This window comes from Limnohabitans sp. INBF003, assembly GCF_055396645.1.
On record NZ_AP029222.1, the window covers coordinates 2,472,198 to 2,497,195 of the forward strand.

At 61.8% G+C, this 24,998-nt stretch carries 25 protein-coding genes; 7 read left to right on the top strand and 18 right to left on the bottom strand.

Annotated elements, in window-relative coordinates; translation table 11 throughout:
• The first annotated feature begins 43 nt into the window (after nucleotides 1-43).
• Nucleotides 44-943 carry a DMT family transporter gene (locus ACZ5VE_RS11290; protein ID WP_464455257.1) on the top strand — a complete coding sequence of 300 codons (900 nt, stop codon included), beginning with the start codon at nucleotides 44-46 and terminating at the stop codon, nucleotides 941-943.
• A 167-nt stretch (nucleotides 944-1,110) separates the two neighbouring features.
• Here the strand turns inward: ACZ5VE_RS11290 and ACZ5VE_RS11295 are convergent, their stop codons facing one another.
• The 12 genes from ACZ5VE_RS11295 to ACZ5VE_RS11350 form a co-directional block, all read right to left on the bottom strand.
• A complete protein-coding gene (locus ACZ5VE_RS11295) occupies nucleotides 1,111-1,911 on the bottom strand; it encodes an SDR family oxidoreductase (RefSeq protein WP_464455258.1) in 801 nt (266 codons plus the stop codon).
• 18 nt (nucleotides 1,912-1,929) lie between these two features.
• Entirely contained in the window at nucleotides 1,930-2,805 is an 876-nt protein-coding gene (locus ACZ5VE_RS11300) for a DMT family transporter (protein WP_464455259.1), read from the bottom strand.
• Between the two features lie 27 nt (nucleotides 2,806-2,832).
• A complete protein-coding gene (locus ACZ5VE_RS11305; protein ID WP_464455260.1) occupies nucleotides 2,833-3,624 on the bottom strand; it encodes an alpha/beta hydrolase in 792 nt (263 codons plus the stop codon).
• Complete coding sequence (locus tag ACZ5VE_RS11310) at nucleotides 3,624-5,246, bottom strand: gamma-glutamyltransferase family protein (protein ID WP_464455261.1); 1,623 nt, start codon at nucleotides 5,244-5,246, stop codon at nucleotides 3,624-3,626. Before ACZ5VE_RS11310 ends, ACZ5VE_RS11305 begins: the two co-directional genes overlap by 1 nt.
• A gap of 1 nt (nucleotide 5,247) precedes the next feature.
• On the bottom strand, nucleotides 5,248-6,222 hold the full coding sequence (locus tag ACZ5VE_RS11315; RefSeq protein ID WP_464455262.1) for a Bug family tripartite tricarboxylate transporter substrate binding protein: 975 nt from the start codon (nucleotides 6,220-6,222) through the stop codon (nucleotides 5,248-5,250).
• A 157-nt stretch (nucleotides 6,223-6,379) separates the two neighbouring features.
• Entirely contained in the window at nucleotides 6,380-7,891 is a 1,512-nt protein-coding gene (locus ACZ5VE_RS11320; RefSeq protein ID WP_464455263.1) for a tripartite tricarboxylate transporter permease, read from the bottom strand.
• Between the two features lie 12 nt (nucleotides 7,892-7,903).
• Nucleotides 7,904-8,392: a tripartite tricarboxylate transporter TctB family protein gene (locus ACZ5VE_RS11325; RefSeq protein WP_464455264.1), complete on the bottom strand. Its 489-nt coding sequence runs from the start codon at nucleotides 8,390-8,392 to the stop codon at nucleotides 7,904-7,906.
• Nucleotides 8,393-8,539: 147 nt separating this feature from the next.
• Nucleotides 8,540-9,310 carry a class I SAM-dependent methyltransferase gene (locus ACZ5VE_RS11330; protein ID WP_464455265.1) on the bottom strand — a complete coding sequence of 257 codons (771 nt, stop codon included), beginning with the start codon at nucleotides 9,308-9,310 and terminating at the stop codon, nucleotides 8,540-8,542.
• Nucleotides 9,307-9,861 (bottom strand): DNA-deoxyinosine glycosylase, encoded by a 555-nt coding sequence (locus tag ACZ5VE_RS11335; protein WP_464455266.1) that lies wholly within the window; start codon nucleotides 9,859-9,861, stop codon nucleotides 9,307-9,309. The genes ACZ5VE_RS11330 and ACZ5VE_RS11335 overlap by 4 nt, the downstream gene beginning before the upstream one ends.
• Entirely contained in the window at nucleotides 9,858-10,682 is an 825-nt protein-coding gene (locus tag ACZ5VE_RS11340) for a TatD family hydrolase (RefSeq protein WP_464455267.1), read from the bottom strand. Before ACZ5VE_RS11340 ends, ACZ5VE_RS11335 begins: the two co-directional genes overlap by 4 nt.
• A gap of 8 nt (nucleotides 10,683-10,690) precedes the next feature.
• Nucleotides 10,691-11,380 carry a lipoprotein-releasing ABC transporter ATP-binding protein LolD gene (gene lolD, locus ACZ5VE_RS11345; RefSeq protein WP_464457489.1) on the bottom strand — a complete coding sequence of 230 codons (690 nt, stop codon included), beginning with the start codon at nucleotides 11,378-11,380 and terminating at the stop codon, nucleotides 10,691-10,693.
• A 1-nt stretch (nucleotide 11,381) separates the two neighbouring features.
• The gene (locus tag ACZ5VE_RS11350) at nucleotides 11,382-12,650 is read right to left on the bottom strand and encodes a lipoprotein-releasing ABC transporter permease subunit (RefSeq protein WP_464455268.1); all 1,269 of its coding nucleotides are present in this window, start codon (nucleotides 12,648-12,650) and stop codon (nucleotides 11,382-11,384) included.
• A gap of 169 nt (nucleotides 12,651-12,819) precedes the next feature.
• Between ACZ5VE_RS11350 and ACZ5VE_RS11355 the strand changes: the two genes are divergently transcribed.
• From ACZ5VE_RS11355 to recJ, 3 genes are read left to right on the top strand one after another with little or no spacing between them, the layout of a single operon-like run.
• A complete protein-coding gene (locus ACZ5VE_RS11355; RefSeq protein WP_464455269.1) occupies nucleotides 12,820-13,662 on the top strand; it encodes an acid phosphatase in 843 nt (280 codons plus the stop codon).
• A gap of 44 nt (nucleotides 13,663-13,706) precedes the next feature.
• A complete protein-coding gene (locus ACZ5VE_RS11360; RefSeq protein WP_464455270.1) occupies nucleotides 13,707-14,657 on the top strand; it encodes a hypothetical protein in 951 nt (316 codons plus the stop codon).
• A gap of 7 nt (nucleotides 14,658-14,664) precedes the next feature.
• Nucleotides 14,665-16,374, top strand: a complete 1,710-nt coding sequence (gene recJ / locus ACZ5VE_RS11365; RefSeq protein ID WP_464455271.1) for a single-stranded-DNA-specific exonuclease RecJ — start codon at nucleotides 14,665-14,667, stop codon at nucleotides 16,372-16,374.
• 3 nt (nucleotides 16,375-16,377) lie between these two features.
• Here recJ and coaD read toward each other — a convergent pair whose 3' ends face one another.
• The 5 genes from coaD to ACZ5VE_RS11390 form a co-directional block, all read right to left on the bottom strand.
• On the bottom strand, nucleotides 16,378-16,884 hold the full coding sequence (gene coaD / locus ACZ5VE_RS11370) for a pantetheine-phosphate adenylyltransferase (protein ID WP_464455272.1): 507 nt from the start codon (nucleotides 16,882-16,884) through the stop codon (nucleotides 16,378-16,380).
• Between the two features lie 49 nt (nucleotides 16,885-16,933).
• Entirely contained in the window at nucleotides 16,934-17,581 is a 648-nt protein-coding gene (gene rsmD, locus ACZ5VE_RS11375) for a 16S rRNA (guanine(966)-N(2))-methyltransferase RsmD (protein ID WP_464455273.1), read from the bottom strand.
• Nucleotides 17,582-17,730: 149 nt separating this feature from the next.
• Nucleotides 17,731-18,021 carry a hypothetical protein gene (locus ACZ5VE_RS11380; protein WP_464455274.1) on the bottom strand — a complete coding sequence of 97 codons (291 nt, stop codon included), beginning with the start codon at nucleotides 18,019-18,021 and terminating at the stop codon, nucleotides 17,731-17,733.
• Nucleotides 18,022-18,140: 119 nt separating this feature from the next.
• A complete protein-coding gene (locus ACZ5VE_RS11385; RefSeq protein ID WP_464457490.1) occupies nucleotides 18,141-19,490 on the bottom strand; it encodes a M16 family metallopeptidase in 1,350 nt (449 codons plus the stop codon).
• A 59-nt stretch (nucleotides 19,491-19,549) separates the two neighbouring features.
• Nucleotides 19,550-20,992, bottom strand: a complete 1,443-nt coding sequence (locus ACZ5VE_RS11390; RefSeq protein ID WP_464457491.1) for a M16 family metallopeptidase — start codon at nucleotides 20,990-20,992, stop codon at nucleotides 19,550-19,552.
• A 28-nt stretch (nucleotides 20,993-21,020) separates the two neighbouring features.
• On the opposite strand from ACZ5VE_RS11390, the gene ftsY reads away from it, so the two are divergent.
• The 3 genes from ftsY to ACZ5VE_RS11405 all read left to right on the top strand — a co-directional run bounded on the left by ftsY (nucleotide 21,021) and on the right by ACZ5VE_RS11405 (nucleotide 24,315).
• The gene (gene ftsY, locus ACZ5VE_RS11395) at nucleotides 21,021-22,109 is read left to right on the top strand and encodes a signal recognition particle-docking protein FtsY (protein ID WP_464455275.1); all 1,089 of its coding nucleotides are present in this window, start codon (nucleotides 21,021-21,023) and stop codon (nucleotides 22,107-22,109) included.
• A gap of 143 nt (nucleotides 22,110-22,252) precedes the next feature.
• On the top strand, nucleotides 22,253-23,185 hold the full coding sequence (gene rpoH / locus ACZ5VE_RS11400; protein WP_464455276.1) for an RNA polymerase sigma factor RpoH: 933 nt from the start codon (nucleotides 22,253-22,255) through the stop codon (nucleotides 23,183-23,185).
• Between the two features lie 137 nt (nucleotides 23,186-23,322).
• A complete protein-coding gene (locus ACZ5VE_RS11405) occupies nucleotides 23,323-24,315 on the top strand; it encodes a Bug family tripartite tricarboxylate transporter substrate binding protein (RefSeq protein ID WP_464455277.1) in 993 nt (330 codons plus the stop codon).
• Between the two features lie 87 nt (nucleotides 24,316-24,402).
• Here ACZ5VE_RS11405 and ACZ5VE_RS11410 read toward each other — a convergent pair whose 3' ends face one another.
• A complete protein-coding gene (locus ACZ5VE_RS11410) occupies nucleotides 24,403-24,996 on the bottom strand; it encodes an SCO family protein (RefSeq protein ID WP_464455278.1) in 594 nt (197 codons plus the stop codon).
• Nucleotides 24,997-24,998 lie beyond the last annotated feature (2 nt).

Genomic DNA, 24,998 nt, shown 5'->3' on the forward strand with positions numbered 1-24,998 from the left:
GTTGCGCGACAGAGGGGAAACCCGAACCCCGCTACAGTGCCGCATGTCTCAAAAACTCTCTCCGGCCACCGCATTGATGTTGACCGTGCCCCCGCTGCTGTGGGCTGGCAACGCGGTGGTGGGCCGCATGGTCAACACCTTGGTGCCCCCCATCACGCTCAACTTTTTGCGCTGGGCAGTGGCCTTGGTCATCTTGTTGCCACTCGCCTCTTGGGTGCTGCGCCCCGACAGCGGCTTGTGGACACACTGGCGGCGCTTTGGCTTGCTCAGCCTGCTGGGCGTGGGCTGCTACAACGCGCTGCAATACCTGGCGCTGCAAACTTCAACACCGCTGAACGTGACCCTGGTGGCCGCCAGTGGACCGGTGTGGATGCTGGCCATCGGTGCCCTGTTTTTCAAAGCTCCTGTGCGCCGTGCACAAATTTATGGCGCGACGCTCTCCATCCTCGGCGTGTTGGTGGTGATGTCGCGGGGCGATTGGGCGCAACTCATGGCTGTGCGGCTGGTGGCGGGCGACCTGTTCATTTTGCTGGCCGTGGCGTGCTGGTCCTGGTACAGCTGGCTGCTCAGCCGCAAAGACGAGCCCGAAGCCATCCGCAACGACTGGGCAGCATTTTTGCTGGCGCAGGTGGTTTTTGGACTGGCCTGGTCGGGCCTGTTCGCGGGCATGGAATGGGGTTTTACCGACGCGCACATCACCTGGGGTTGGCCACTGATCAGCGCATTGGCGTTTGTGGCTGTCGGCCCTGCCGTATTGGCCTACCGCTGCTGGGGCTTGGGCATTCAGCAAGCAGGCCCGGCGGTGGCAGGGTTCTTCGCCAACCTCACGCCCTTGTTCGCGGCCTTCTTTTCTGCCGCCTTTTTGGGCGAGTTGCCGCACCTATACCACGTGGCCGCGTTCGCGCTGATCGTGGGCGGAATCTGGGTGTCCTCCAGACACTGAGCGCTGCGGCTCAAGCGGACATTCGCGAGCAGGGGCTCGCTCCCACAAACACCAGCGACTGGACAGAATGCGAATCCTCAAGCGCAGTGGTGGTTTTCGTGGGAGGCCGCCCCTGCGGCCGAATGCAGGTGCTGCGCTGCCGCTCGAAGCACCCAACCCGTGACGGCTTAAAACGTCCCCGGATAAGCCCCACCATCGGCCAACACGTTCTGCCCCGTCATGTAGGCCGCGTGCTGGCTGCACAAAAACGCGCAGATCGCGCCGAACTCTTGCGGGTTGCCATAGCGTCCGGCCGGAATTTGCGCTTGCTGGATGGCGCGCATTTCTTCCACCGTCTTGCCTTGCTTTTGCGCCATCGCAGGCAACGTGGCGCGGATGCGGTCGGTATCGAATTTGCCGGGCAGCAGGTTGTTGATGGTCACGCCCTGGCCTGCGATCTTGCTGCGCGATGCGCCAGCCACAAAACCCGTCAGGCCGCTGCGTGCGCCATTGGACAGGCCCAGCACGTCGATGGGCGCTTTCACAGCACTCGATGTGATGTTGACGATGCGGCCAAAGCCGCGTGCGGCCATGCGGTCCACCGTGGCCTTGATGAGTTCAATGGGCGTGAGCATGTTGCCGTCGATGGCCTTGATCCAAGCTTCGCGGTCCCAGTCGCGGAAGTCGCCGGGCGGCGGGCCACCCGCGTTGGTGACCACGATGTCGTAGTCTTTGCCGGGGCCACCGGCCACGTTCCAGATGGCTTCGCGCCCGGCTTCGGTGGTGATGTCTTGCGCCACAGCGATCAGTTGGACTTTGCCACCGGTCTCGGCACGCAAGTCATCCACCGCCTTGTTCAGCACTTCGGCCCCACGCGCCACCATGACCACGTTCACGCCTTCCAGCGCCAAGGCCCGAGCGCAACCCCAGCCCAAGCCTTTGCTCGCGCCGCCCACCAAAGCCCACTTGCCTGCAATGCCCAAATCCATTTTGATCTCCTGTTGGTTTCAAACTTTGGGTGCGCGTGTCACCCAGAAAACACCCGACAACACCAGCACGGTGCCGCCCACAATCCACATGTTGAACGGCTCGCCCAGCAAGAACACGCCCATGAGCAGCGTGGACATGGGGCCAATCATGCCGGTCTGCGCCGTGAGGCCTGCGCCGATGCGCTCAATCGCCATCATGACCAAGACCACGGGCACCGCTGTGCAAGCGGTGGCGTTGAGCAGTGACAACCAAAGCACGGGCTCGGCCACCTGCGCCGCACTCAGCGGGCGCAGCAGCACAAACTGGCTAATGCAAAACACGCAAGCCACCGAAGTGGCCCAGCCTGCCAGCCTGAGCGAACCCAAGCGCTGCACCATCTGGCCGCTGTAGCTCAGGTACAGCGCATAACTGATGGCACTGGCCAGCACCAAGGCCGCGCCCAAAGCGGCGTTCTTGCCGTCCAGCGCCGCCTCATGCCCGAACACCAGCAGCACACCGGCATAGCTGATGGCCATGCCCATGCCTTGGCGGTGGTTGATCTTGCGGCCATACAAAAACCAGCCCAGCACCAGCACCAGCGTGGGGTTGAGGTAAAGGATCAGCCGCTCCAGCGAAGCGCTGATGTACTCGAGCCCCCAGAAGTCCAGAAACGAAGCCAGGTAATAACCGCTGAAGCCCAGCCCCAAAATGCCCAGCCAGTCACGCCCGGCGATGCGGGGCTTGCCGCGCCCGGCCCACAAAGCCATGAGCAAGAACATGGGCAAGGCAAACAGCATGCGGTACATGACCAGCGTGACGGCGTCCACACCATGGCGGTAAGCCAGCTTGACGATGATGGCCTTGCCACTGAAGGCGATGGAACCGGCAACGGCCAACAACAGGCCGGATGTCATCTGTGAAGATTTGAAAGATGACATGAGTCAACGCCCCGTGCGGGCTTTGACCCAGACCCACAAGGCTTCGGAAGCGGCCTCGGGTGTCGTGGCGTGGTTGGCTTGCACCACCAGATATTGGCTGTCGGGGTGGATGGGCAATTTCTGAAAAATGTCGGCCGAACCCGAAGCATGCAAGGGGTCTTGCGTGCCAATGGCCCAGAACACCGGCACCGGCTTGCGAAACGCTGCGGCGCTCAAGCGCATATTCCCCCAGCCCTGGGGGTTGAAATAACTCCACAGCGCATTGGCAGAGGTCTTGACCGGACGGCGCTGCCCCTGGTTGATGTCGGTCATCTCCACCTGGGTGTCGCCCTGAGCGGACTCGATCAGCTGGCGGGCGGCATCGACACTGCGGCGCACATCGGGCATTTGGTAAAAAGCTTCGGGCACATGGCCCGGTGCCAAGGGCAGAACCGCATCGGCATCACCGATCTGGGCCATGTAGGCCAACGACGCGTTGGCACCAAAGCTTTGCCCGCCCACGGCCACCCACTGCACGCCCGACTGCCGCAACGCTGCAACCGCGTCATGAACCTGTGCCAAAGCATCGGCATAAGGCCGGTCATACAAACGGTTGCGCGACCAAGGCATCTCCAGCTGCTTGACTTGGCAATGGGGCTCCAGTTTTTGCACCACGGGTCTGAGGTAAGGCGACTGCGGCATGCCCCACTTGCCATGCAACAGCACCACCCCGCAAGACAAGGGCTGTGCCACTGCGGCGGCGCAGGCCCATGCGCCCACACACGCCATCACGCAACGCAGCAGCCAGCGGCGCATCAAAAGCCCACCGCCTGCCCGTCACGGCGCGGGTCGCTGGCGGCCATGTAGCCCTCCACGCCCGGATCGCCCATGCGCCAGATGAACTGGCCTGCGCCAAAGTCCTGGTACGAATCGTTGATGATGTCCAGCTCGTGGCCACGGGCGATCAGGCCTTGCACGGTCTGGCCATTCATGGCGGCCTCGACGTTGATGTTCATGCCGGTGTTGTAGCGCCAGCGCGGTGCATCGCACGCAGCTTGCGGGTTCTGCTTGTAGTCGAGCATGCGCACCAGGGTCTGCATGTGGCCTTGGGGCTGCATGTTGCCGCCCATCACGCCGTAGCTCATGACGGGTTGGCCGTCTTTGGTGAGGAATGCCGGGATGATGGTCTGGAAGGGCCGCTTGCCCGGCGCGACCAGGTTGGCGGTGTTGGCGCCCTTCGGGTTGGTGCTGAAACCATGACCCCGGTTTTGCAGGCTGATGCCATACGTTGGCTCCACCACGCCCGAGCCAAAGCCCATGTAGTTGCTCTGGATGAAGCTGACCATCATGCCGTTTTCATCGGCCGCCGTGAGGTAAATCGTGCCGCCCTTGACCGGGTTGCCGGCCTGGAAGTTTTGCGCTTTTTTCAGGTCAATGAGCTTGGCGCGGCTGGCCAGGTAGGCCGGGTCGAGCATCTGCTCGGGTGTGACTTCCATGTAGCGCGGATCGGCCACATAGCGGTACACATCGGCAAAGGCCAGCTTCATGGCTTCGATCTGCAGGTGCTGCGAGTCCACGCCGTCCACCGCGTGGCTGGCCAGGTCAAAGTTCGACAAGATGCCCAAGGCGATCAGCGCGGCGATGCCCTGCCCGTTGGGCGGGATCTCGTGCAGGGTGTAGCCCCGGTAGTCTTGCGCAATGGGTTTGACCCATTCGGGCTTGAAGTCGGCCAGGTCTTTGGCGGTGATGCTGCCGCCGTTTTCTTTGGCAAACTTTTCAATCGCTTCGGCGATCTCACCGCCATACAGGGCCTGCCCCTTGGTGGCCGCAATGGCTTTGAGGCCCAGCGCCGCGTTCTTGAACTGGAACAGCTCGCCCACCTCGGGCGCACGGCCCCAAGGCAAAAAGCTTTGGGCAAAGCCAGGCAGCGACTGCAACTCGGGTGTGGCGGCCGCCCACTTTTGCTGCACCACCACAGGCATCAAATACCCGCGCTCGGCCACGTCGATGGCAGGCTCCAGCAGATCGGCAAAAGGCAGCTTGCCAAAGCGTTCACTCAGGGCCACCCAGCCCGCCACAGCGCCGGGCACGGTGACCGAGTCAAAGCCGCGCTTGGGGGGTGTGAGGGCATCGGCGCCGTATTTGCGGTGAAAGTAATCGGGCGTCCAGGTTGCAGGGGCCGGGCCGGACGAGTTGAGACCGTGCAGCGCTTTGCCGTCCCACAAAATGGCAAAGGCGTCCGAGCCCAAGCCGCAGCTCACGGGCTCTGTCAGGGTGATGACGGCTGCAGCGGCAATGGCCGCATCGACCGCGTTGCCGCCCTTGAGCATCATGCGCAGGCCCGCTTGCGCGGCCAATGGGTGCGAGGTGGACACGATGTTGCGCGCAAACAGCGGCAAGCGAGTGCTGGTGTAGGGGTATTGGTTTTGGAAGTGCATGTCAGTCCAGCGTGATCTTGCGTTCGGTGATGGTTTTCTTCCATTTGGCCGACTCTTTGGCCAACATGGTGGTGAACTGGGTGGGTGTGCCGCCCACAGGCTCGATGCCAAAGCGTTGCAGCTTGTCGATGACCTCAGGGTCTTGCAGCACTTGGTTGGCAACGGTGTTGACGCGGTTGACCACATCGGCAGGCAAGCCTTTGGGGCCGAACAGGCCAAACCAGGTGGTGGATTCGTAACCCGGCAACACATCGGCAATCGGCGGCACGCCGGGGGCCAGCGGCGTGGCTTTGAGCGAGGTCACGCCCAGCGCACGCAAACGGCCATCGCGCACATGCGGCAAGCCGGTGGGCAAGCTGTCAAACAGCACATCGACCTTGCCGCTGACCAGATCGGGAATGGCCAAGGCCGTGCCTTTGTAGGGAATGTGCACCACAAACAGATCGGCCTGCGCCTTGAACAACTCGGCCGTCAACTGCACGATGGTGCCGTTGCCGCTGGACGCGTAATTCAAGCGGCCCGGGTTCTTTTTGGCGTGCTCAATCCATTCCTTGACGGTCTTGGCAGGCGAGCTGTTGGGCACCAGCATGATGCTGGGCGCATTGCCCACCTGGCTGATGGGGGTGAAGTCTTTGACCGCGTCATAGGGCATGCGCGGGTTCAGGTTCGGGCCAATCGAGTGGGTGCTGGAGGTGGCCAGCAGCAAGGTGTAACCATCGGGCGTGGCCTTGGCCACCAGATCAGACCCCAAAGTGCCGCCCGCGCCGGGGCGGTTTTCGACCACCAGCGTTGTGCCCATTTTTTCACTGAGTTTTTGCGACAGCGTGCGCGCAAACAAATCGGTAGCACCACCGGCCGGGAACGGCACGATCAGTCGGACGGGCTTGGTCGGATAGGACTGGGCTTGCGCAGTCGCAAAACAAACAAGGCCGACGAACGCGGCCAGCCCTGCACGGATCAGATCTTGTCTTTTCATGGCGTTTCCTCAAAAGCAACAGCAGGGCTCAAGCCCGGCAAAAAGTGATTTTGGCAGAGCCGAGGCTGGTGCCACGCGCTCTGGTGACATGCCCCTTGGACGCACCAAAGAAAACGGCCTCCGAGGAGGCCGTTTCAGCATGTCAACCCTCAGTCGATCATTCTTCGACAAAGGCCTCTTCACGCTTGGACTTGATGGATGGCAAGGTGACGATGACCAAGAGGACCAAAGCCGCGGCCAACAAGCTGGCAGACAAGGGGCGCGTCACAAACACGCTCCAGTCACCACGCGACAGCAACATGGCACGGCGCAGGTTTTCTTCCATCATCGGTCCGAGAATGAAACCCAGCAGCAAAGGTGCGGGTTCCATGCCGAGCTTGATGAAGCTGTAACCCACCACACCAAACAAAGCCACCAGCCAGATGTCAAAGGTGTTGTTGTTGGTCGAGTAAACACCGATCGCGCAGAACAACACGATGGCGGGGAACAGCCAGCGGTAAGGCACCGACAGCAACTTGATCCAGATGCCGATCAAAGGCAGGTTCAGGATCACCAACATGGCGTTGCCGATCCACATCGAGGCAATCAGGCCCCAGAACAACTCGGGGTTGCTGGTCATGACCTGAGGGCCAGGCTGGATGTTGTGGATCGTCATGGCGCCCACCATCAAAGCCATCACGGCGTTGGGTGGAATGCCCAAGGTCAGCAAAGGAATGAACGAGGTTTGCGAAGCCGAGTTGTTGGCCGACTCAGGTGCAGCCACACCGCGGATGTTGCCTTGACCAAAAGGCACTTCGCCTGGTTTGAGCTTGGTTTTCTTCTCGATCGTGTAGGAGGCAAAAGAGGCCAACAAGGCACCGCCACCGGGCAAGATGCCCAAAGCAGCGCCCAGGAACGTACCGCGCAACACGGCCGGGACCATGTTCTTGAAATCTTCAGCCGTGGGCATCAAACCCGTCACCTTGGCGGTGAAAACTTCGCGGTCTGCCTCTTTCTGGGACAGGTTGGAGATGATCTCGCCGTAACCAAAAACACCCATGGCGATGGTGATGAAGCCCACACCGTCGGTCAGCTCAGGAATATCGAAGCTGAAACGTGCCACGCCGGAGTTGACGTCGGTACCGATCAGGCCCATCAACAAACCCAACACGATCATGCCCACAGCCTTGACCAGTGAGCCCGAAGCCAGCACCACAGCACCGATCAAGCCCAGAACCATCAGCGAGAAATATTCGGCAGGGCCGAACTTGAACGCCACTTCGGTCAAGGGACCGGCAAAGGCCGCCAACACCAAGGTGCCCACGCAACCGGCAAAGAAAGAGCCCAAACCGGCTGCTGCCAAAGCAGGGCCTGCACGGCCTTTGCGGGCCATCTGGTAGCCGTCGATCATGGTCACCACCGAGGACGCTTCGCCGGGCAAGTTCACCAAGATGGCGGTGGTGGAACCACCATATTGAGCGCCGTAATAGATACCGGCCAACATGATCAACGCAGCCACTGGGGGCAATGCATAAGTAGCAGGCAGCAGCATGGCGATGGTGGCCACTGGGCCAATGCCAGGCAACACACCGATCAGGGTGCCCAAAAGGCAACCGATCAGCGCGTAAAGCAGGTTTTGAAAGGTGAACGCGACCCCAAAACCGAGTGCAAGGTTGTCAAACAATTCCATGAATTTTTCTCCTCAACCGGTGATGAATGTGGGCCAAACTGGGAACTGTAGTTTGAGCAACAGCACGAAAGCGCCGTAACTGCAGATGGACAGGACCGTGGCCAGAACCAGAACTTCTTTGAGCTTGAACGTCTCACCGGCCAGGCTGACCACCAAGGTGGTGCCAAAAATCGCCGCGATCAGACCCATGGCAGGCAGACCCACGCTGGGCAGGCCACCCAGCAAGATGCCAAACAACACGTTGCCGGCGATGATGAAGAACAAGGGCTTCCAGGCCCATGAACCGATCTTGTCACCGTCCTGGGTCTCGACCGTCAAGGACTTGAACATGACGAAGGCACCAATCAGCGCCAACAAAATGCCCAATAGCAACGGAAAGTAGCCAGGCCCCATGCGGGCGCCACTGCCAACCGTGTAGTTGGTGGCACCGTAGGCGAAGGCTGCACCAGTGACTGTGTAGAACAGTCCGGAAAAAAAGTCTTTTTGACTCTTGATGTTCACGAGATATCTCCTCTGATTTGAGTTGACGAGATTCTGCGTGAACAATCCAGTTTTAACGATGTGGGTTACACCTATGTTTCCAAGGTGACAAACACATGGTTTACCCTGATGCGCGCCCGTTGCGCGCAGCCCCTTGAACCCACGGACTCACTTGACCAAAGGCTTGAACACCTTGAGCCATTTGAGTGCAGGCAAGCCCCACTTGTCTTCAATATGGGCCGCTGCGGCGATCAACTCTTCGCGTTGGGGGCGGCTGGCCGTGCGCTGCGCCAGCACAATGGCGTTGCCTTCTCGGGTGGGTTTGAAGGCCCACACGGCGTCTTCGCCAAAGGCGGCGCAAATCTTCTCCACGCTCTCGGCATAGCTGGACGAACGGCCAAACAGGTTCACCGTCATGCAGCCTTGCTGGCTGAGCAGTTCGCGGCAATGGCGGTAAAAGTCGGGCGTGTCCAGCACCGGGGCAGCGGCTTCTTCGTCGTACAGATCGACCTGCAAGGCATCAACCGTGCCGCGCCATTCGTCTTTTTGAATCTCAAGAGCCGCATCGGCCAGCACCACACGCAAGCGCTCGTCGTCGGGCGGCAAACGAAACCAGCCTCGGCAAGCGTGCAACACACCCGGGTTCAGCTCGATCGCCGTACTGGTCATCTTGAGTTTTTTGTAGCAAAACTTGGTGATGGTGCCTGCGCCCAAACCCAACTGCATGGCGTGCGCGCCCTTGACTTCGTCATGCGGGAAAAACAGCAACCAGCCGAACATGCGTTGCACGTACTCCAGCTCGATGTCGTAGGGCTTGTCCAAAAACATCGAGCCCTGAATCCACTCCGTGCCCAGATGCAGGTAGCGGATTTTTCCATCTTCCGAGAAATTGACTTCGGGCAGTTCGAGGCTGGGATTGGAGGATTTTTTTCGGGTCATGGGATCAGCACCGCACGCCAGGCGGTGAGTTTTTGTTCAAAGGTCCAGGACGCATTCGCTGGACTGGTCGATGGTAGGCGATGGACGGTGACTTGCCCGGCCAAACCGGCTTGCGCCAGTGATTTTTCGACCACTTTGGCGTGGCGAAAGCTTTCGCCGCCGTTGTGGACAATCGTGTTCAGCCGCGTGCACCGCTGCAGCAAGGCCGGAAAATCGTTCAGCTGCGCCGCGCGGATCGCGCTGTCCAAACTGCCCTCGCGCTCGCATTGCGCGTACACATCCCACACGCCGACGCCCTGCGCCAGCAAACACTGGCAGCGCAGGGCATAGTTTTTGTCCTCAGGCCATGGGGCTTGCGGCCCCAAGGCTTGCATGATGCGCCAAAAATGGTTTTGCGGATGGGCGTAGTACTGCTGCAGCTGCAAAGACTTGACGCTCGGGAAACTGCCCAACACCAGCACGCGGGTATTCGGCCCCACCAAGGGTGGCAAACCTTGCAATCGGGCGGACACACTCGCCGTCGGGGACACCCCAGGTACAAGCGCCGTCATAGAACCGCCAGCTTGGGCAAGACCCGCTGCGCATTGCGCGTGGTGGCGGCCGCCAGATCGGCCAGCGACACACCACGCACATCGGCCAGCACTTGCGCGATGCGGGGCAGCTCGGCCGGGCTGTTGCGCCCCTGCGGCGCGCCCTGCGCACGCTGTTCGGCCGTCTGATACAGCCAATGCGGCGGGATGTCAGGTGCATCGGTTTCCAGCACGATGGCGCTCAGCGGCAGTTCGCTGGCCAGACGCCGCAACTGCAAAGCGCGTTCATAGGTCAGCGTGCCACCAAAACCCAGCGCAAAGCCCCGGTCCACAAAGGCCTGCGCCTGCTGGCGGCTGCCATTGAAGGCGTGCGCGATGCCACCGGTCACCGCCGCACCGCGCAAACCTTTGAACAAAAGATCGGCGGAGCGCCGCACATGCAGGATCACGGGCAGGCCGTGCTTTTGGGCCAGGTTCAATTGGGCGGTGTAAAAAACCCATTGGCGTTCGCGCATGTCGGGCGTGCACAGTTCGGGCACAAAAAAGTCCAGCCCGATCTCGCCCACCGCCACCAGACGCGGGTCATCGCGGTGCGCGGTCAAGGCCTCGTCCAACGCCAACAGATCGTCAGGCCCGGCTTGCGGTACATACAGCGGGTGGATGCCCAGCGCGTAGACGTCGCCATGCCGCTCGGCCAATTGCGCCACATCGGTCCAATGCTGACGGTGGACGGCTGGAATCACGCAGCGCGTCACGCCCGCTTGGCGGGCCGCTTCGCGCACCGCGTCGCGGTCGGCGTCAAACTCGGCCGCGTCCAGGTGGCAATGGGTGTCGATCCACATTCAAAAATTCAAACAGGCGCTTGCAGCACGCCCTTGACCAGGTGCAGCTGACGGTCACAACGCGCGGCCAAGGCCTGGTCGTGAGTGACCACCACAAAGGCGGTGCCACGCTCCCGGGCCAGTTGCAGCATCAGGGCAAACACACCGTCGGCTGTTTCGCGGTCCAGGTTGCCGGTCGGCTCGTCGGCCAGTACACAGGCCGGGTCGTTCACCAAGGCCCGGGCCAGTGCCACGCGCTGACGCTCGCCACCCGACAGCTCGGCCGGACGGTGGTGCAGGCGCTCACCCAGCCCCACGCGCTGCAGCCACTGCGTGGCCACAGCCGCAGCTTCGGCGCGGTCCTGCCTGCGAATCCACAGCGGCATGGCCACGTTGTCCAGCGCGCTGAACTCGGGCAGCAAATGGTGAAACTGGTAAACAAAGCCCAAATAACGGTTGCGCCACTGGCCTTGCTCGGCCGCACTCAGGGCCGACAAAAGCTGCCCCTTCAGTTGCACCGCCCCTTGCGTGGGGGCATCCAGCCCGCCCAGCAAATGCAGCAAGGTGCTTTTGCCCGAGCCTGAAGCGCCCACAATGGCCAGCGTCTCCCCGGCATGCACTTCCAGATCAACGCCTTGCAGCACGGTCACATCCAGACGCCCTTCGGTGAAGCGCTTGGTCAGGCCTTGGGCTTTCAGCACCGTGCCCGTGTTCTTCATGTCATTCATAGCGCAGCGCCTCCGCCGGGTTGACCTGGCTGGCACGCCAGCTGGGGTAGAGCGTGGCGACAAAAGCCAGCACCAGGGAAATGATGGCCACCGGCAAAATGTCGCTGGCCAGCGGCTCGCTGGGCATGCGGCTGATCAGGTAAATGTCACGCGGCAAAAAGCTGGCGTTGAACAGCTTTTCCAGCGCGGGCACGATCACGTCGATGTTGAAGGCCACCAACAAGCCCAGAGCCAGGCCGCTGAAGGTGCCGATCACGCCGACCGTGGCCCCCTGCACCACAAAAATGCCCATGATGCTGCGCGGGCTGGCGCCCAGTGTGCGCAAGATCGCGATGTCGGCGCGTTTGTCGGTCACCGTCATCACCAAGGTGCTGACCAGATTGAAAGCTGCCACCGCCACGATGAGCGTGAGGATGATGAACATCATGCGTTTTTCGACCTGCACGGCGGCAAACCAGGTGCGGTTTTGCTGCGTCCAGTCGCGCACAAAGAACTGCGGCCCCAACACCAGTTGCAAGTCACGCGCCACTTCACGCGCCAGATGCAAATCGCGCAGCTTCAGGCGCACGCCGCTCGGGCCTTCCAGCCGGAACATGCGGGCAGCGTCGTCCACATGCATCAGCGCCAGCGCCGAGTCGTATTCATAGTGCCCCGAAGAAAACGTGCCCACCACACCCATTTGTTTCATGCGCGGCACCACGCCTGCTGGGGTGACTTGGCCGGACGGTGACACCAAGGTCACCGGGTCACCGGTCTGCACGCCCAGGTTGTTGGCCAAATCGCGGCCCAGCACCAAGCCGAACTCGCCCGATTGCAAACGCGACAAGACCCCGGCCTGCGTGTCCGACGACAAATCACTGACCTCGGGCTCCAACTCCGGGTCGATGCCACGCACCAAAACGCCTTTCATGTCATCGCCCCGCGCCAGCAGGGCCTGGGCGGTGATGAAAGGTGCAGCCCCCACCACCTGCGGATGCGCTTTGAGGCGGGCCAGCAAAGCAGGCAAGTCGGCCACGGCCGCACCATCGGCGGCATAGACCTCGATGTGCGAGACCACACCCAACATGCGGTCACGCACTTCTTTTTGAAAGCCGTTCATCACACTCAGCACGATGATCAGCGCCGCCACCCCGAGGCCAATGCCCATCATGGACACTCCTGAAATGAAAGAAATAAAACCATTGCGCCGGGTAGCACGGCCTGCACGCGTGTAGCGCCAGCCGAGCACCAGCTCATAGGGGATGTTTTTGAAAAAAGACATAAGCCGCTATTGTGACCAATCGGTCAATGCCTTCATGACAATGCAGAAACTTTCGACCCACATGGTGTTTCCACCGAGAAAGTCACTGCAGTGACCGTATGGGAGCGGCTTTGAATCAAAATTTGGAGTCCAAAGTTGAACCGCACCACCTGCCCAAAGGAGACAACCCATGAGCCATCCATACGCCAGTTTGTGCGTCCTGGCTGCAGCCGCACTGTTGAGCGCCTGCCAGACCGCCCCTGTCCAGCCCGCTGCACCACCCACTTCTGCCGAGGTGGTGGGGGAATTCCGCAAAGGCTCGGGTTACCTGAACGGCTACCTGGATCGGAAAGCCTTGCCCGACAGCCTGGCCTTGGTGCCACCACCGCCCGCACCGGGCTCGGCGCGCCAAGCGGCCGATCTGGCCATGCACCAGCAAACCCGGGCCCTGCGCAACACGCCACGCTGGGACCTGGCCGCCAAGGATGTGAACCTCAAGTTCCCGGAAGCGGCGGGGGTGTTTTCATGCGCACTGGACATGCCGATTTCGCCAGAAGCCACGCCACACCTGAACATGCTGCTGCGGCGCACCCTGATCGATGCCGGTTTGGCCACCTACAAGGCCAAAGACCACTACAGCCGCCAGCGCCCGTTTGCACAGTTGGGTGAAAGCACCTGCGCGCCCAAAGAAGAAGCGCAACTGGCCAAAGATGGCTCCTACCCTTCGGGCCATGCGGCCTTGGGTTGGGCATGGGGCTTGATCTTGTCGGGTGCGGCACCTGACAAAACAGATGCCTTGCTGCAACGCGCCTACGCTTTTGGCGACAGCCGCATGGTCTGTGGCGTGCACTGGCAAAGCGACCTGGAAGCCGGGCGCGTGGTCGGCGCTGCTGCCGTGGCCCGCCTGCAGGCCGATCCGGTGTTTCAAGCACAAGCGCAACTGGCCAAAGCCGAAATTGCCGCCGCCCGTGCCAAAGGTGTCAAGTCCGATCGGCCCGACTGCGCCGCAGAGGCTGCCGCCCTCCAACGCTGAACGCGCGGCCTTGGCCCGCATGGGGCCTGCGACAATCAGACCCCATGCACCTGATCATTCCCTACGCAGCCAGCCACGCCTTTTCCGGCCAAGAGGCCTTGTCGTGCTTGCAGCTGCCGAACTTGCAGCAGCTTCTGGCTCTTTTGCAACGCCAGCAGGTGCGGCAAGACCCCGAGCCCACGCCGCTGCACCTGCCGCACGAACGCCTGCAAGCCCAGGCCCTGGGCTGGGCACCTGAGGCCGCCAAGCTGCCCTGGGCTGCCTGGCATCAGGCGCAACAGGGCCAGGCCAGCGCTGAGCCGCAAGCCTGGATGACGCCCTGCCACTGGCAAATCGGCATGGACCAAGTGGTGATGGCCGACCCGGCGCATTTGCACCTGTCTGACGACGAATCACAACAATTACTGCAGGCCATGCAGCCGTTTTTGCAGGAAGACGGCCTGCACGTCACCTGGCACAGCGCCCTGCTGTGGCACGCCAAGGGAACCATGCTGGCCGAGCTGGCCACCGCCTCACTCGACCGAGTGATCGGCCAGAACGTGAAACACTGGATGCCAGACAACCCGGCGGCCCGGCCTGTGCAGCGCCTGCAAAGCGAGATGCAGATGCTGCTCTACAACCACCCGGTCAACGACGCCCGCGAAGCGCGCAGGCAGCACACCGTCAATGCCTTCTGGCTGCACGGCGCGGGCACCCTGCCGGTCGGCGCGCCAGCACCTGCGCAGCCCGTGACCGTGTCAGATGGCCTGCGCGCCAGCGCGCTGCACGGCGATGTGCAGGCCTGGCGACAAACCTGGCAACAGCTGGATGCCACCGCGGTGGCCGACCTGCTGGCCCACTTCAAAGCCACCGGGCAGGCTACGCTGAGCCTGTGCAGCGAACACGCGGCGCACACTTATGAAGCCGCGCCTGCCGCCTGGCACCAGCGCCTGTTCAAGCAACTGTTCAACAAAACCACCCCTGCAGCGGCACTCCAAGCCCTCATCACCGCCTGATCACCCCATGAATTTGCTCACCCGAGATGTGCCCCCCCGCAGTGCCTGGGCACTGGAACAAGCGGGCATCCACCCCCTGCTGGCCCGCCTGTATGCCGCCCGGGGCGTGCAGTCCAAAGACGAACTCGACGACGCGCTGAACCTGCTGCTGCCCCCGGCCGGCATGCTGGGCACCCTAGAGGCGGCCAAGTTGCTGGCCGACGCCATGGCAGACAACAAACGCCTGTGCATCGTGGCCGATTACGACTGCGACGGCGCCACCGCCTGCGCCGTGGCGGTGCGCGGCCTGCGCATGCTGGGGGCGCACAACGTGAGTTATCTGGTGCCCGACCGCGTGGTGGACGGCTATGGCCTCACGCCCACCATCGCCCAGCGTGTGCACGCGCAAGGAGCCGACGTGCTGATCACGGTGGACAACGGCATCGCCAGCGTGGCTGGCGTGCAGGCGGCGCAAGCCCTGGGCCTGCAGGTGCTGGTGACAGACCACCATTTGCCCGGCAGCGAACTGCCTACCGCCGAAGTCATCGTCAACCCCAACCAGCCCGGTTGCGGCTTTGCCAGCAAGTCCATCGCAGGCGTGGGCGTGATGTTTTACGTGCTGCTGGCCCTGCGGGCCGAGCTGCGCCAGCGCGGCGTGTTTGACGCCAGCAACCAGCCGCGCCTCGACGCCCTGCTGCCCTTGGTGGCTTTGGGCACCGTGGCCGACGTGGTCAAGCTCGACGCCAACAACCGTCGCCTGGTGGCGCAAGGCCTGCGCCGCGTGCGTGCGGGTGCCCTGCCCCCAGGCATGGCCGCGCTCATGCGGGCGGCCAGCCGCGAAACCGCCAAGGCCACGACTTTTGACTTTGGCTTTGCCCTCGGCCCACGCATCAACGCCGCTGGTCGCCTGGCCGACATGACACTCGGCATCGAGTGCCTGCTGACCGACGACGCAGGCCGCGCCGACGAGCTGGCCAAGCAGCTGGACGCGATCAACCGCGAACGCCGCGTGATCGAGGGCGACATGCGCGAGATGGCCATGGAAATGGCCGAGTCGCTGTTTGACGAAGGTGACGAGCCGCCGCCCGCCATTTGTGTGTTCGACCCGGATTTTCACGAAGGCGTGGTGGGCATCGTGGCCTCGCGCATCAAGGACAAACTGCACCGCCCCACCTTTGTGTTCGCGGCCAGCAGCGCCCCGGGCAAGGAGCACGAACTCAAGGGGTCAGGCCGCTCGATCGCTGGCTTTCATTTGCGCGATGCGCTCGACCTGGTGGCCAAACGCGCCCCGGGCGTGCTGCTGCGCTTTGGCGGCCACGCCATGGCGGCAGGCTGCACGATTGCCGAAGAGCATCTGGATGTCTTTGAGGAAACGCTGAACCAGGTGGCCATGGAATGGCTGGACGCGGCCACGCTGCAGCGCCGCCTGGAAACCGATGGCCCGCTGCCCGCCGAGTACCGCCGGGTGGACCTGGTGGACATGCTGCACCACGAGGTCTGGGGCCAGGGCTTTGCACCGCCCGTGTTTTGCGAAGAGATCGAGGTGGTGTCGCAGCGCCTGGTGGGCGAAAAACACCTGTCCCTCAAAATGAAGCACCAAGGCCAGCCGGTCGACGGCATCTGGTTTGGCCGGACTGAGCCTTTGCCTGCGCGGGTGAAATTGGCTTACCGACTGGACGCCGACGAGTGGCAGGGCCAAAAGCGGGTGCGCTTTTTGGTGGAAGGCGCGGAGCTTTGAGTTTCAGTGCTTGGTGGCGACCTTGGCTTGCAAGGCATTGAGCACCGGGGCGGACACCAGCCCCGACACATCACCACCGAGTTTCGAAATCTCACGCACCAGGGTGCTGCTGATGTGCTGCACGCCCGCGCTGGTGTGCAAAAACACCGTGTCCACCTCGGGGGCCAGGTGGCGGTTCATGCCCGACATCTGGGTTTCGTAGTCGTAATCGGTCACCGAGCGCAAGCCGCGCACGATGACCTGGGCGTTTTGCGAGCGCACAAACTCCACGATCAAACCATCAAACGGCAGCGCTTTCACGTTGGGGCAATCGGCCAGCGCGGCTTGTGCCAAGGCCAAGCGCTCGTCCAAAGAGAACAGGGTGTTTTTGTGGTGCGCCCGCGCCACCGCAATGATGACTTGGTCAAACAGCTGTGCAGCGCGGCGAATCGCGTCTTCGTGGCCCAGCGTCAGGGGGTCAAAAGTGCCGGAATACACGGCGGTCACAGCGGCGTTGGCAGATCGGCTCATGGCGGGTCCTTGAAAAACGGGGTCGGGCTGGAATGGCTTGACCGGCGAATTATGCGGTCCGTTGCAACAAATGCGCATGCACAGCGCCGGCTTTGAGGTGGCGTTCACATTGGAGCCCCAATTCACCCAAGGCCTCGGCGGTCCAGGCCACTGGCGCCTCCAGATAAATCCAGCCACCGGCCGGCACGGCCTTGGCTGCTGCTTTGAGCGCAGGCTCAAACCAGGGCCCGTCAAAAGGCGGGTCCAGAAAGACCAGGTCCACACTGCCCGCCGTCAAACGCGTCAACGCCGTCACGGCATCACCGCGCTGCACGCTGACCATGTCAGCTTTCAGGCGCGCAGCGTTGTCTTGCAAATCGCGCACCAGCACCGCATCTTGCTCCACCATCAGCACATGGGCTGCACCACGCGAGGCAGCTTCCAGGCCCAACACGCCGGTGCCTGCAAACGCATCCACACAGCGCCAGCCGCTCAGGTCTTGACCCAACCAGTTGAACAGGGTTTCGCGCACGCGATCGGGCGTGGGGCGCAAGCCCGGTTTGTCGATCACTTTCAGGCGGGTGCGGCGCCACTGCCCGCCGATGATGCGGATCTCGTGCGAAGGCGGGCCTTTGGGCGTGCGGTGCACAGGCTTTTTGGCGTCAGGTTTGCGGGCATTGCCGCTGGTCGACTGACGTGAAGATTTGGATGAAGACATAGGCCACAAGTGTAAAGGCCATGACGCAGAACGATTTGCCAGCCCCTTCACGAAGACCTGCACCCTGCGCGAAACACAGACAGAAAAAAACCAGCACGAAGCTGGTTTTTTCTGAGGCCTTAAGCCAGGCCGTAGCCTGGCCATTCAGGTCACTTGGTTGGTGCGACTTTGGCGTCGGCTTTGGCGTCCGCCTTGACAGCTGGGGCATCGGCCTTGGCAGCTGCTTTGGCCGCTTTCTTTTCCGCTTTGGCGGCGGCTTTTTTCTCGGCTTTGACTTTGGCGTCTGCCTTTGCTTCGGCCTTCACATCTTTTGCCTCAACCTTGGCTGGCGCAACAACTGCAGCAGGTGTCGCAGCCACAACGGGCGCAGCAGCAGGGGCTTGGGCGAATGCACCGGCAGCAAAGAAACCGGCAACGAGGGTGGCGAGCAGCTTGTTCATGATGAGAGTCCTTGATTCAGGTTTTCAGTCCAACACCTTGTTGGACTTGCAACTACAACGCGGCCCGATGGCGTGCTGATGACCGCCAGAGACGTGCAGTTGTAACGCCGTGTAATGGGTCAGGGCTGACCACCCACCACCACCGTGACCATGCGCTGGGGTTGCAGCACCCGCGCCATGGCGCGGCGCACATCGGCCACAGTGACACGCTCCACTTGCTGGGTCCAGGTGTCCAGGTAATTCAATGGCAAACGGTTCCAGGCGATGTTGGCCACGTTGTCCAGCAACTTGCGGTTGCTGTCGATGCGCAGTGCAAAGCCGCCCACCAGATTCGACTTGGCCGCCTGCAACTCGGCCTCGGTCGGACCTTCACTCACAAAAGCCTGCACCACCTCCTTGGCCACGCTCACGGCTTGTGCAGCCTGGTCTGGCCTGGTTTGCAGGCCGACGGTGAACGCCCCTGCATGCAAGCCCGGCGAAAAATAACTGTACACGCTGTAACTCAGCCCCCGCTTTTCGCGCACCTGTTCGGTCAAACGCGACACGAAACCGCCCCCACCCAGAATATGGTTGCCGATCAGGAGCGGAAAAAAGTCAGGGTCGTTGCGTTTGTAGCCCGGCTGTCCGATCAGGACATGGGCTTGGGCTGAATCAAAAACCACATTCAGGTTTCGGGGTTCGGCCAAGGGTGCCACCTCGGGCACTGCTGGCAGGGCCTGGCAAGCGGCATCGGCAGGCCACAGCGCCAGCAAACGCTGAACCAAGGCATCGGTCTGTGCGCGGGTCAGCGCGCCCACCACACTGACCGATGCGCGACAAGCGCGCAGCGACGTGGCGTGCAGCGCCTTCAAGTCTTTCACATCCATGTTTGACAAGGACTCGGGTGTGACACGGTAAGCATACGGGTGGGTGCCATACACCGCAGAAGCGAAGTTGTTTTGCACCAGCGTGCCGGGCTGGGTCAAGGACTCGCGCAAGGAGGCCGACATGCGCTCCCGGTCGCGCAGCCAAACGTCTTCTGGAAAAGACGGGTTTGCCATTTGCCGGGCAGCCAAAGCCACCGCCTTGCCCAGCAAATCCGGATAACTCAGGCTGCGCAAGGCAAAACTCAAACGGTCAGCGCTGGCGCTGCTCGAAAAACTGGCGCCCAGATCGGCCCAGGCTTCCCCGATCTGGTTTTCATCGAGCGCCTGTGCATAAGGGCCCTTGTCTGCAAGGGCCGCACGCATGCCGCTCGAAATCTGCCCCGCCATCACCGATGCCAAGCCGGCTTGGGCTGCGGGATCGCGGCGGCTGCCGGCATCCAGGTCAATCTGGACATCGACCATGGGAATGGCGTGACTTTCCACCAAATACACACGGGCACCACTGGCTTGTGTCCAGTGCTGAATCGGCAAAGCGGCTTGCGCCCAACCGGCCGCACACCAGCCCGTGAGCGCCAAAACCGAGTGCACCAGAAAATTTGACATGACCGATGGGTGAGGAATCAAGGTCATTTTGCTTGTGACTTTCATGAAATAACGGTGGCTCAATGCCGAGCGCCGGGAACCGAACGCCGCACACGCGGCTGGCCTGACAAAGGCTGGGGACGCAAAATCGCGACCGTGAGGCTGTCGTCTCCAAAATATTTCTGAGCGACGGTCTGCACCTGTGCTGGCGTCACTTGGCGCAGACGCGAAATCAGTTGCGAACCGTAATCCGGCGGCAAACCCAAAGTCCAGGCGACACCCAATTCACGCCCCTGGTTGAACACCGAGTCGAGTTTGTAAATTTCACTGGCGACCCACTGGGTTTTGACGCGCTGCAATTCCGCTTCGGTCACGCCCTCTGTCGCCACGCGCTGGACCTGGGCACGCAAGGCCACCTCCAGTGCTTCAGGGGTTTGCCCCTTGGCGGGCACACCGTCCAGATAAAAGAACTGAGGGCCTCTGCCCATCAGCCCGTTGTGCGCACCCACGCTGTCAGCCAACCGGTTATCACCTTGGGTCAGGCTGCGCTCCAGCCGTGCGCCGCTGTAACCGTCCAGCACGGCGGCCAGCACCGTCAAAGCCAGGGCATCGTCGTGCTCGGGGGTCACCGCCAGGCTGGCCAAGCGCGGCACCTTGAACGCCAAGGCCACATAAGACTGTTCAGCAGGCGCTTTGAACTCCAAAAGCCGCCGACCTTGTTGTGCAGGCTCTTGCTGGGGCTTGCGGTCTGCAACGGGACGCACGGGGATGGTGCCGTAGTACTTTTCGGCCAAAGCTTTCACTTGCAGCGGGTCTACATCGCCCGCCACCACCACCACCGCATTGGCTGGCGTGTACCACTTGCTATAAAAATCACGCGCATCTTGCGCGGTCATGGCCTCCAAATCGCTCATCCAGCCCACGATGGGGCGACGATAAGGCGATGCCGACAAGGCCGTGGCCGACAGCATTTCGTGCAATTGGGCACGGGGGTTGTCATCGGTGCGCAGGCGACGCTCCTCTTTGACCACCTCCAGCTCCTTGGCAAACTCCGCATCGGGCCACTGGTTGTTGGCAAAGCGGTCCGCCTCTAGGCGCATCACGGCTTCGAGCTGGCCAGAAGGGATTTGCTGGTAATAGCCGGTGTAGTCCTTGGAGGTGAAGGCGTTTTCACGCCCCCCCAACGCGGCCACGCGGCGCGAAAACTCCCCAGCAGCCAGGCTGGGCGTGCCCTTGAACATCATGTGTTCGAGCACATGCGCCACGCCACTGGTGCCGTCCACCTCGTCCATCGAGCCCACACGCACCCAGACCATGTGCACAGCCGTGGGGGCACGACGGTCGGTTTTGACCCACAGCGTCATGCCATTGGCCAGGGTGAAGGTGTGAACTGGCGTGGCCACGCTGCTCGAAGCGCCCGGTGCTGGCCTTGCAAGGCCCGTTGAGACCTGTGCCCCAGCGCTCCAAGGTGCGGCCAGCAAGGCCATGACCAAAGAAATATCCAGAAGAAAGTTCGGTTTCATAGAATGCATGATCCTTGAAATCCACACCATGTTCAGTTTTTTCAAAAAAAAATCCCCTGCCCCAGAGGCCCAATCCGTCTCTGCGCCTTTGTCAGAGCCCACGCAAACGCCTGACGTCAGGGTCGCCACCACAGCCGTGCAGACAGCCGCGGCAGCCAAGCCTGGCACCACGCACGAGACAGAACCCAGCCCATCTGGCAGTGAAAACGTCCCTGCCACCCGCCAAGGTTGGCTGGACCGCCTGAAGGCCGGTCTGCGCAAAACCGGCTCCAGCATCACCACCGTCTTCACCGGCACCCGGATCGACGACGAACTGTATGAAGAGTTGGAAACCGCCTTGTTGATGGCCGACACCGGCGTCAAAGCCACCGAGCATTTGCTGCAAGACCTCAAGCGCCGCGTCAAAGACGCCAAGGCCACCGACCCTTCGCAGGTGAAGACTTTGCTGGCAGATGCCATCACCGACCTGCTGCAACCCTTGCAAAAGCCCCTGGCCATCGGCGACCACCACCCCACCGTGATCATGGTGGCGGGCGTCAACGGCGCGGGCAAAACCACCTCGATTGGCAAACTGACCAAGCACCTGGCCGACGAAGGCCTCAGCGTGCTGCTGGCAGCTGCCGACACCTTCCGCGCAGCAGCCAAGGAGCAACTGGCCGTCTGGGCCAACCGCAACACGGTGGAAATCGTCAGCCAGCAAGGCGGCGACCCGGCGGCAGTGAGCTTTGACGCCGTGACGGCTGGCCGCGCACGGGGCCGCGATGTGGTGCTGGTGGACACTGCAGGCCGTTTGCCGACACAGACTCACCTGATGGAAGAGCTGAAAAAGATCAAGCGCGTGGTGCAAAAAGCCGATGGCACGGCCCCGCACGAAGTGCTGCTGGTGATCGATGGCAACACGGGCCAGAACGCCTTGGCCCAGGTGCGGGCCTTTGACGACACCCTGGGCCTGACGGGCCTGATCGTGACCAAGCTGGACGGCACGGCCAAAGGCGGGGTTTTGTGCGCCATTGCCCGCGAAAAGCCGATTCCTGTGTATTTCATCGGCGTCGGCGAGAAGCTCGAAGACCTGGAAACATTTGACGCCCGCGAATTTGCACAGGCTCTGTTGAGCTGAAACCTGTCCTTTAACGCACAGACATCATGACGCCCTCCTCTCAAAATACGGGAAAACCCTGATTTCAACGCGCCATCAGGGTCAGGCTTAGCACTCTACCCCTTGGAGTGCTAATATCTCGGTATTCTGAAAGGAGTTCTGGTATGAACATTCAAACTGGTTCCCCCGCCACAGCCATCACGCTGAGCAACCCTTGGGCGGTGGTGCCCTCGCTTGGCCACCTCGACGCCTATATTTCTGCGGTTAACCGCATGCCCATGCTCACCCTTGAGGAAGAGCAAGAGGCCGCCTGCCAACTCAAAGCCAACGACGACATCGAAGCCGCCCGCAAACTGGTGCTCTCGCACCTGCGGCTGGTGGTGTCGGTATCGCGCCAATACTTGGGCTACGGCCTGCCTCACGGCGACCTGATCCAGGAAGGCAACGTGGGCCTGATGAAGGCCGTCAAGCGTTTTGACCCAGATCAAGGCGTGCGCCTGGTGAGCTATGCGCTGCACTGGATCAAGGCCGAGATTCACGAGTACATCCTGAAAAACTGGCGCATGGTCAAGGTGGCGACCACCAAGGCCCAGCGCAAGCTGTTTTTCAACCTGCGCTCGATGAAGCAAGGCTTCAAAGCGGATGCCGCAGAAGGCACACACCGGGACACGCTGACGCCTGACCAGGTCGACTCGATGGCGCACAGCCTGAACGTCAAGCGCGAAGAAGTGCTGGAAATGGAAATGCGCATGTCCGGTGGCGATGTGCTGCTGGACCCGTCACCGTCTGACGATGGCGAGCAGGCTTTTGGCCCCATCGCTTACCTGGCCGATGTGAACCACGAACCCACGGCCATGATCGAAGCGCACCAGCGCGATGTGATGGCCAGCGATGGCTTGGCCACGGCACTCAATGCCTTGGACGAACGCAGCCGCCGAATCGTGGAAGAGCGCTGGCTCAAGGTGAACGACAACGGCTCGGGCGGTATGACGCTGCACGACCTGGCCGACGAGTACGGCGTCAGCGCCGAGCGGATTCGCCAAATTGAAGTGGCCGCCATGAAGAAAATGAAAAAGGCCTTGGTCGAATTCGCCTGATCCATTGGCCGAAAGCGGATCCCATCCATACCCGGTCTTGACCGGGTATTTTTTTGGGTACTGTGGCATGGGTCAAGGTGCAAGCCACAAACGCTGTGCGCTAAAGTGCTGAATGTTTTGTTTTCTAGGATTCGGTCATGCCCTTTGACAGGTTTGTTCATTTTTCACACCGCCTTTTTCGCCAAACCGCTTGCGTGGCTCTGGCTTTAGGCTTGGGGTCGGCCTGGTCGGCAGGCTGGCCGAGTCAAACCCTCAAATTGGTGGTGGGTTTCCCAGCAGGCTCCAGCCCCGACTTGACCGCTCGTGCTTTGGCCGAGCCCTTGGCCAAGGCTCTAGGCCAAAACGTGGTGGTCGAGAACAAAGTGGGGGCGGGCGGCAACATCGCTGCCGACTTCGTGGCCAAGTCCACCGACGGGCATACCCTGGGTCTGATGATCAACGGCAACATGACGATTGCCCGCATCCTGAACCCCAAGGTGCCGTACGACCCTCTGAAAGACCTGGCACCGATCAGCCTGATCGGCAAAGCCCCACTGGTCCTCACCGTGCCCGCCAATGCCCCAGGAGCCACTGCAGCAGAGTGGCTGAGCCAGGCCCAAAAGGCAGGCGACAAACTCAGCTATGCCTCACCCGGCGTGGGCACTGTCGCGCATTTGGGCATGGAGCTGCTGAAGACCAAAGCAGGCATCGCCCCCGTGCATGTGCCCTACCCCGGCAATCCGCAAATCATCACCGCCATGATCGGGGGCCAGGTGCAACTGGCCTTGCTGCCACCCGCCATGGCGGCAGCCCAAGTCAAAGGCGGCAAATTGCGCGCCATTGGTGCCACCAGTACTGGACGCAGCCCGGTCGCACCGGAGGTGCCCAGCTTGGCCGAAATCGGTGTGAAAGACTACCAGCTGGAGATCTGGAATGCAGTGGCTGCGCCCGCTTCGATGCCTGCGGCCGTGGCCAGCAAACTGTCGGCTTTGGTCAGCGACATCGTGCGCTCACCCGACATGCGGGCACGTTTGTTCCAGCAAGGCTGGCAAGTGGTGGGCTCATCGCCCGAAGGTTTGCGTAACCGCGTCGATGCAGACACCAAGGCCCTGGGGCAGATCATTCGGAGCCAGAAAATCGAGCAGAACTGACGCCTGCGCACCCCTGAGTCAAATATCAACGGGGTGATGCACCCGGGGCTGGCAACTTTTGCAAAGGCCCCATCGTCGGCGTGAAACTCAGCGGCCCTTGAGCAAGATCTTCACATCGTCGGCCAAGGCGGCTGCGCCACTGCCATGGCGGTTGTACAAGCGCACCCTGCCTTGCGGGTCAAAGCTAAAGCTGCCCGCCGAGTGGTCCATGGTGTAGCTGGTGGGCGTTTTGCCTTCCACCTTTTTGTAGTAAATCTTGAAGTCCTTGGTGACCTTGGGCAACTGGTCAAGCGTCGGGTGCAGGGCCACAAAATCAGGGCCGAAATTGGCCATGTAAGCCTTGAGCAATTCCGGCGTATCGCGCTCCGGGTCCACCGTGATGAAAACACCTTGCAGTTTGTCTGCGTCTGCGCCCAACAGCTGCTTGGCTTCCACCATCTCTTGCAAAGCGGTAGGGCAGACATCAGGGCATTGGGTGTAGCCAAAAAAGACGACGACCACTTTGCCTGCAAAGTCTTTCAGGGTGCGCACCTGGCCGTTGTGGTCGGTCAGCGCCCAGCCCTGGGCATAGTCGGCACCCGTGATGTCCACCCCCTTGAAAGCCGGTTTGTCTTGGCCACAACCACTCACGGCCAACAAGGCCGCCAGGCACAAGGCCCCTAAGCACTGACGTTTGTTCATGT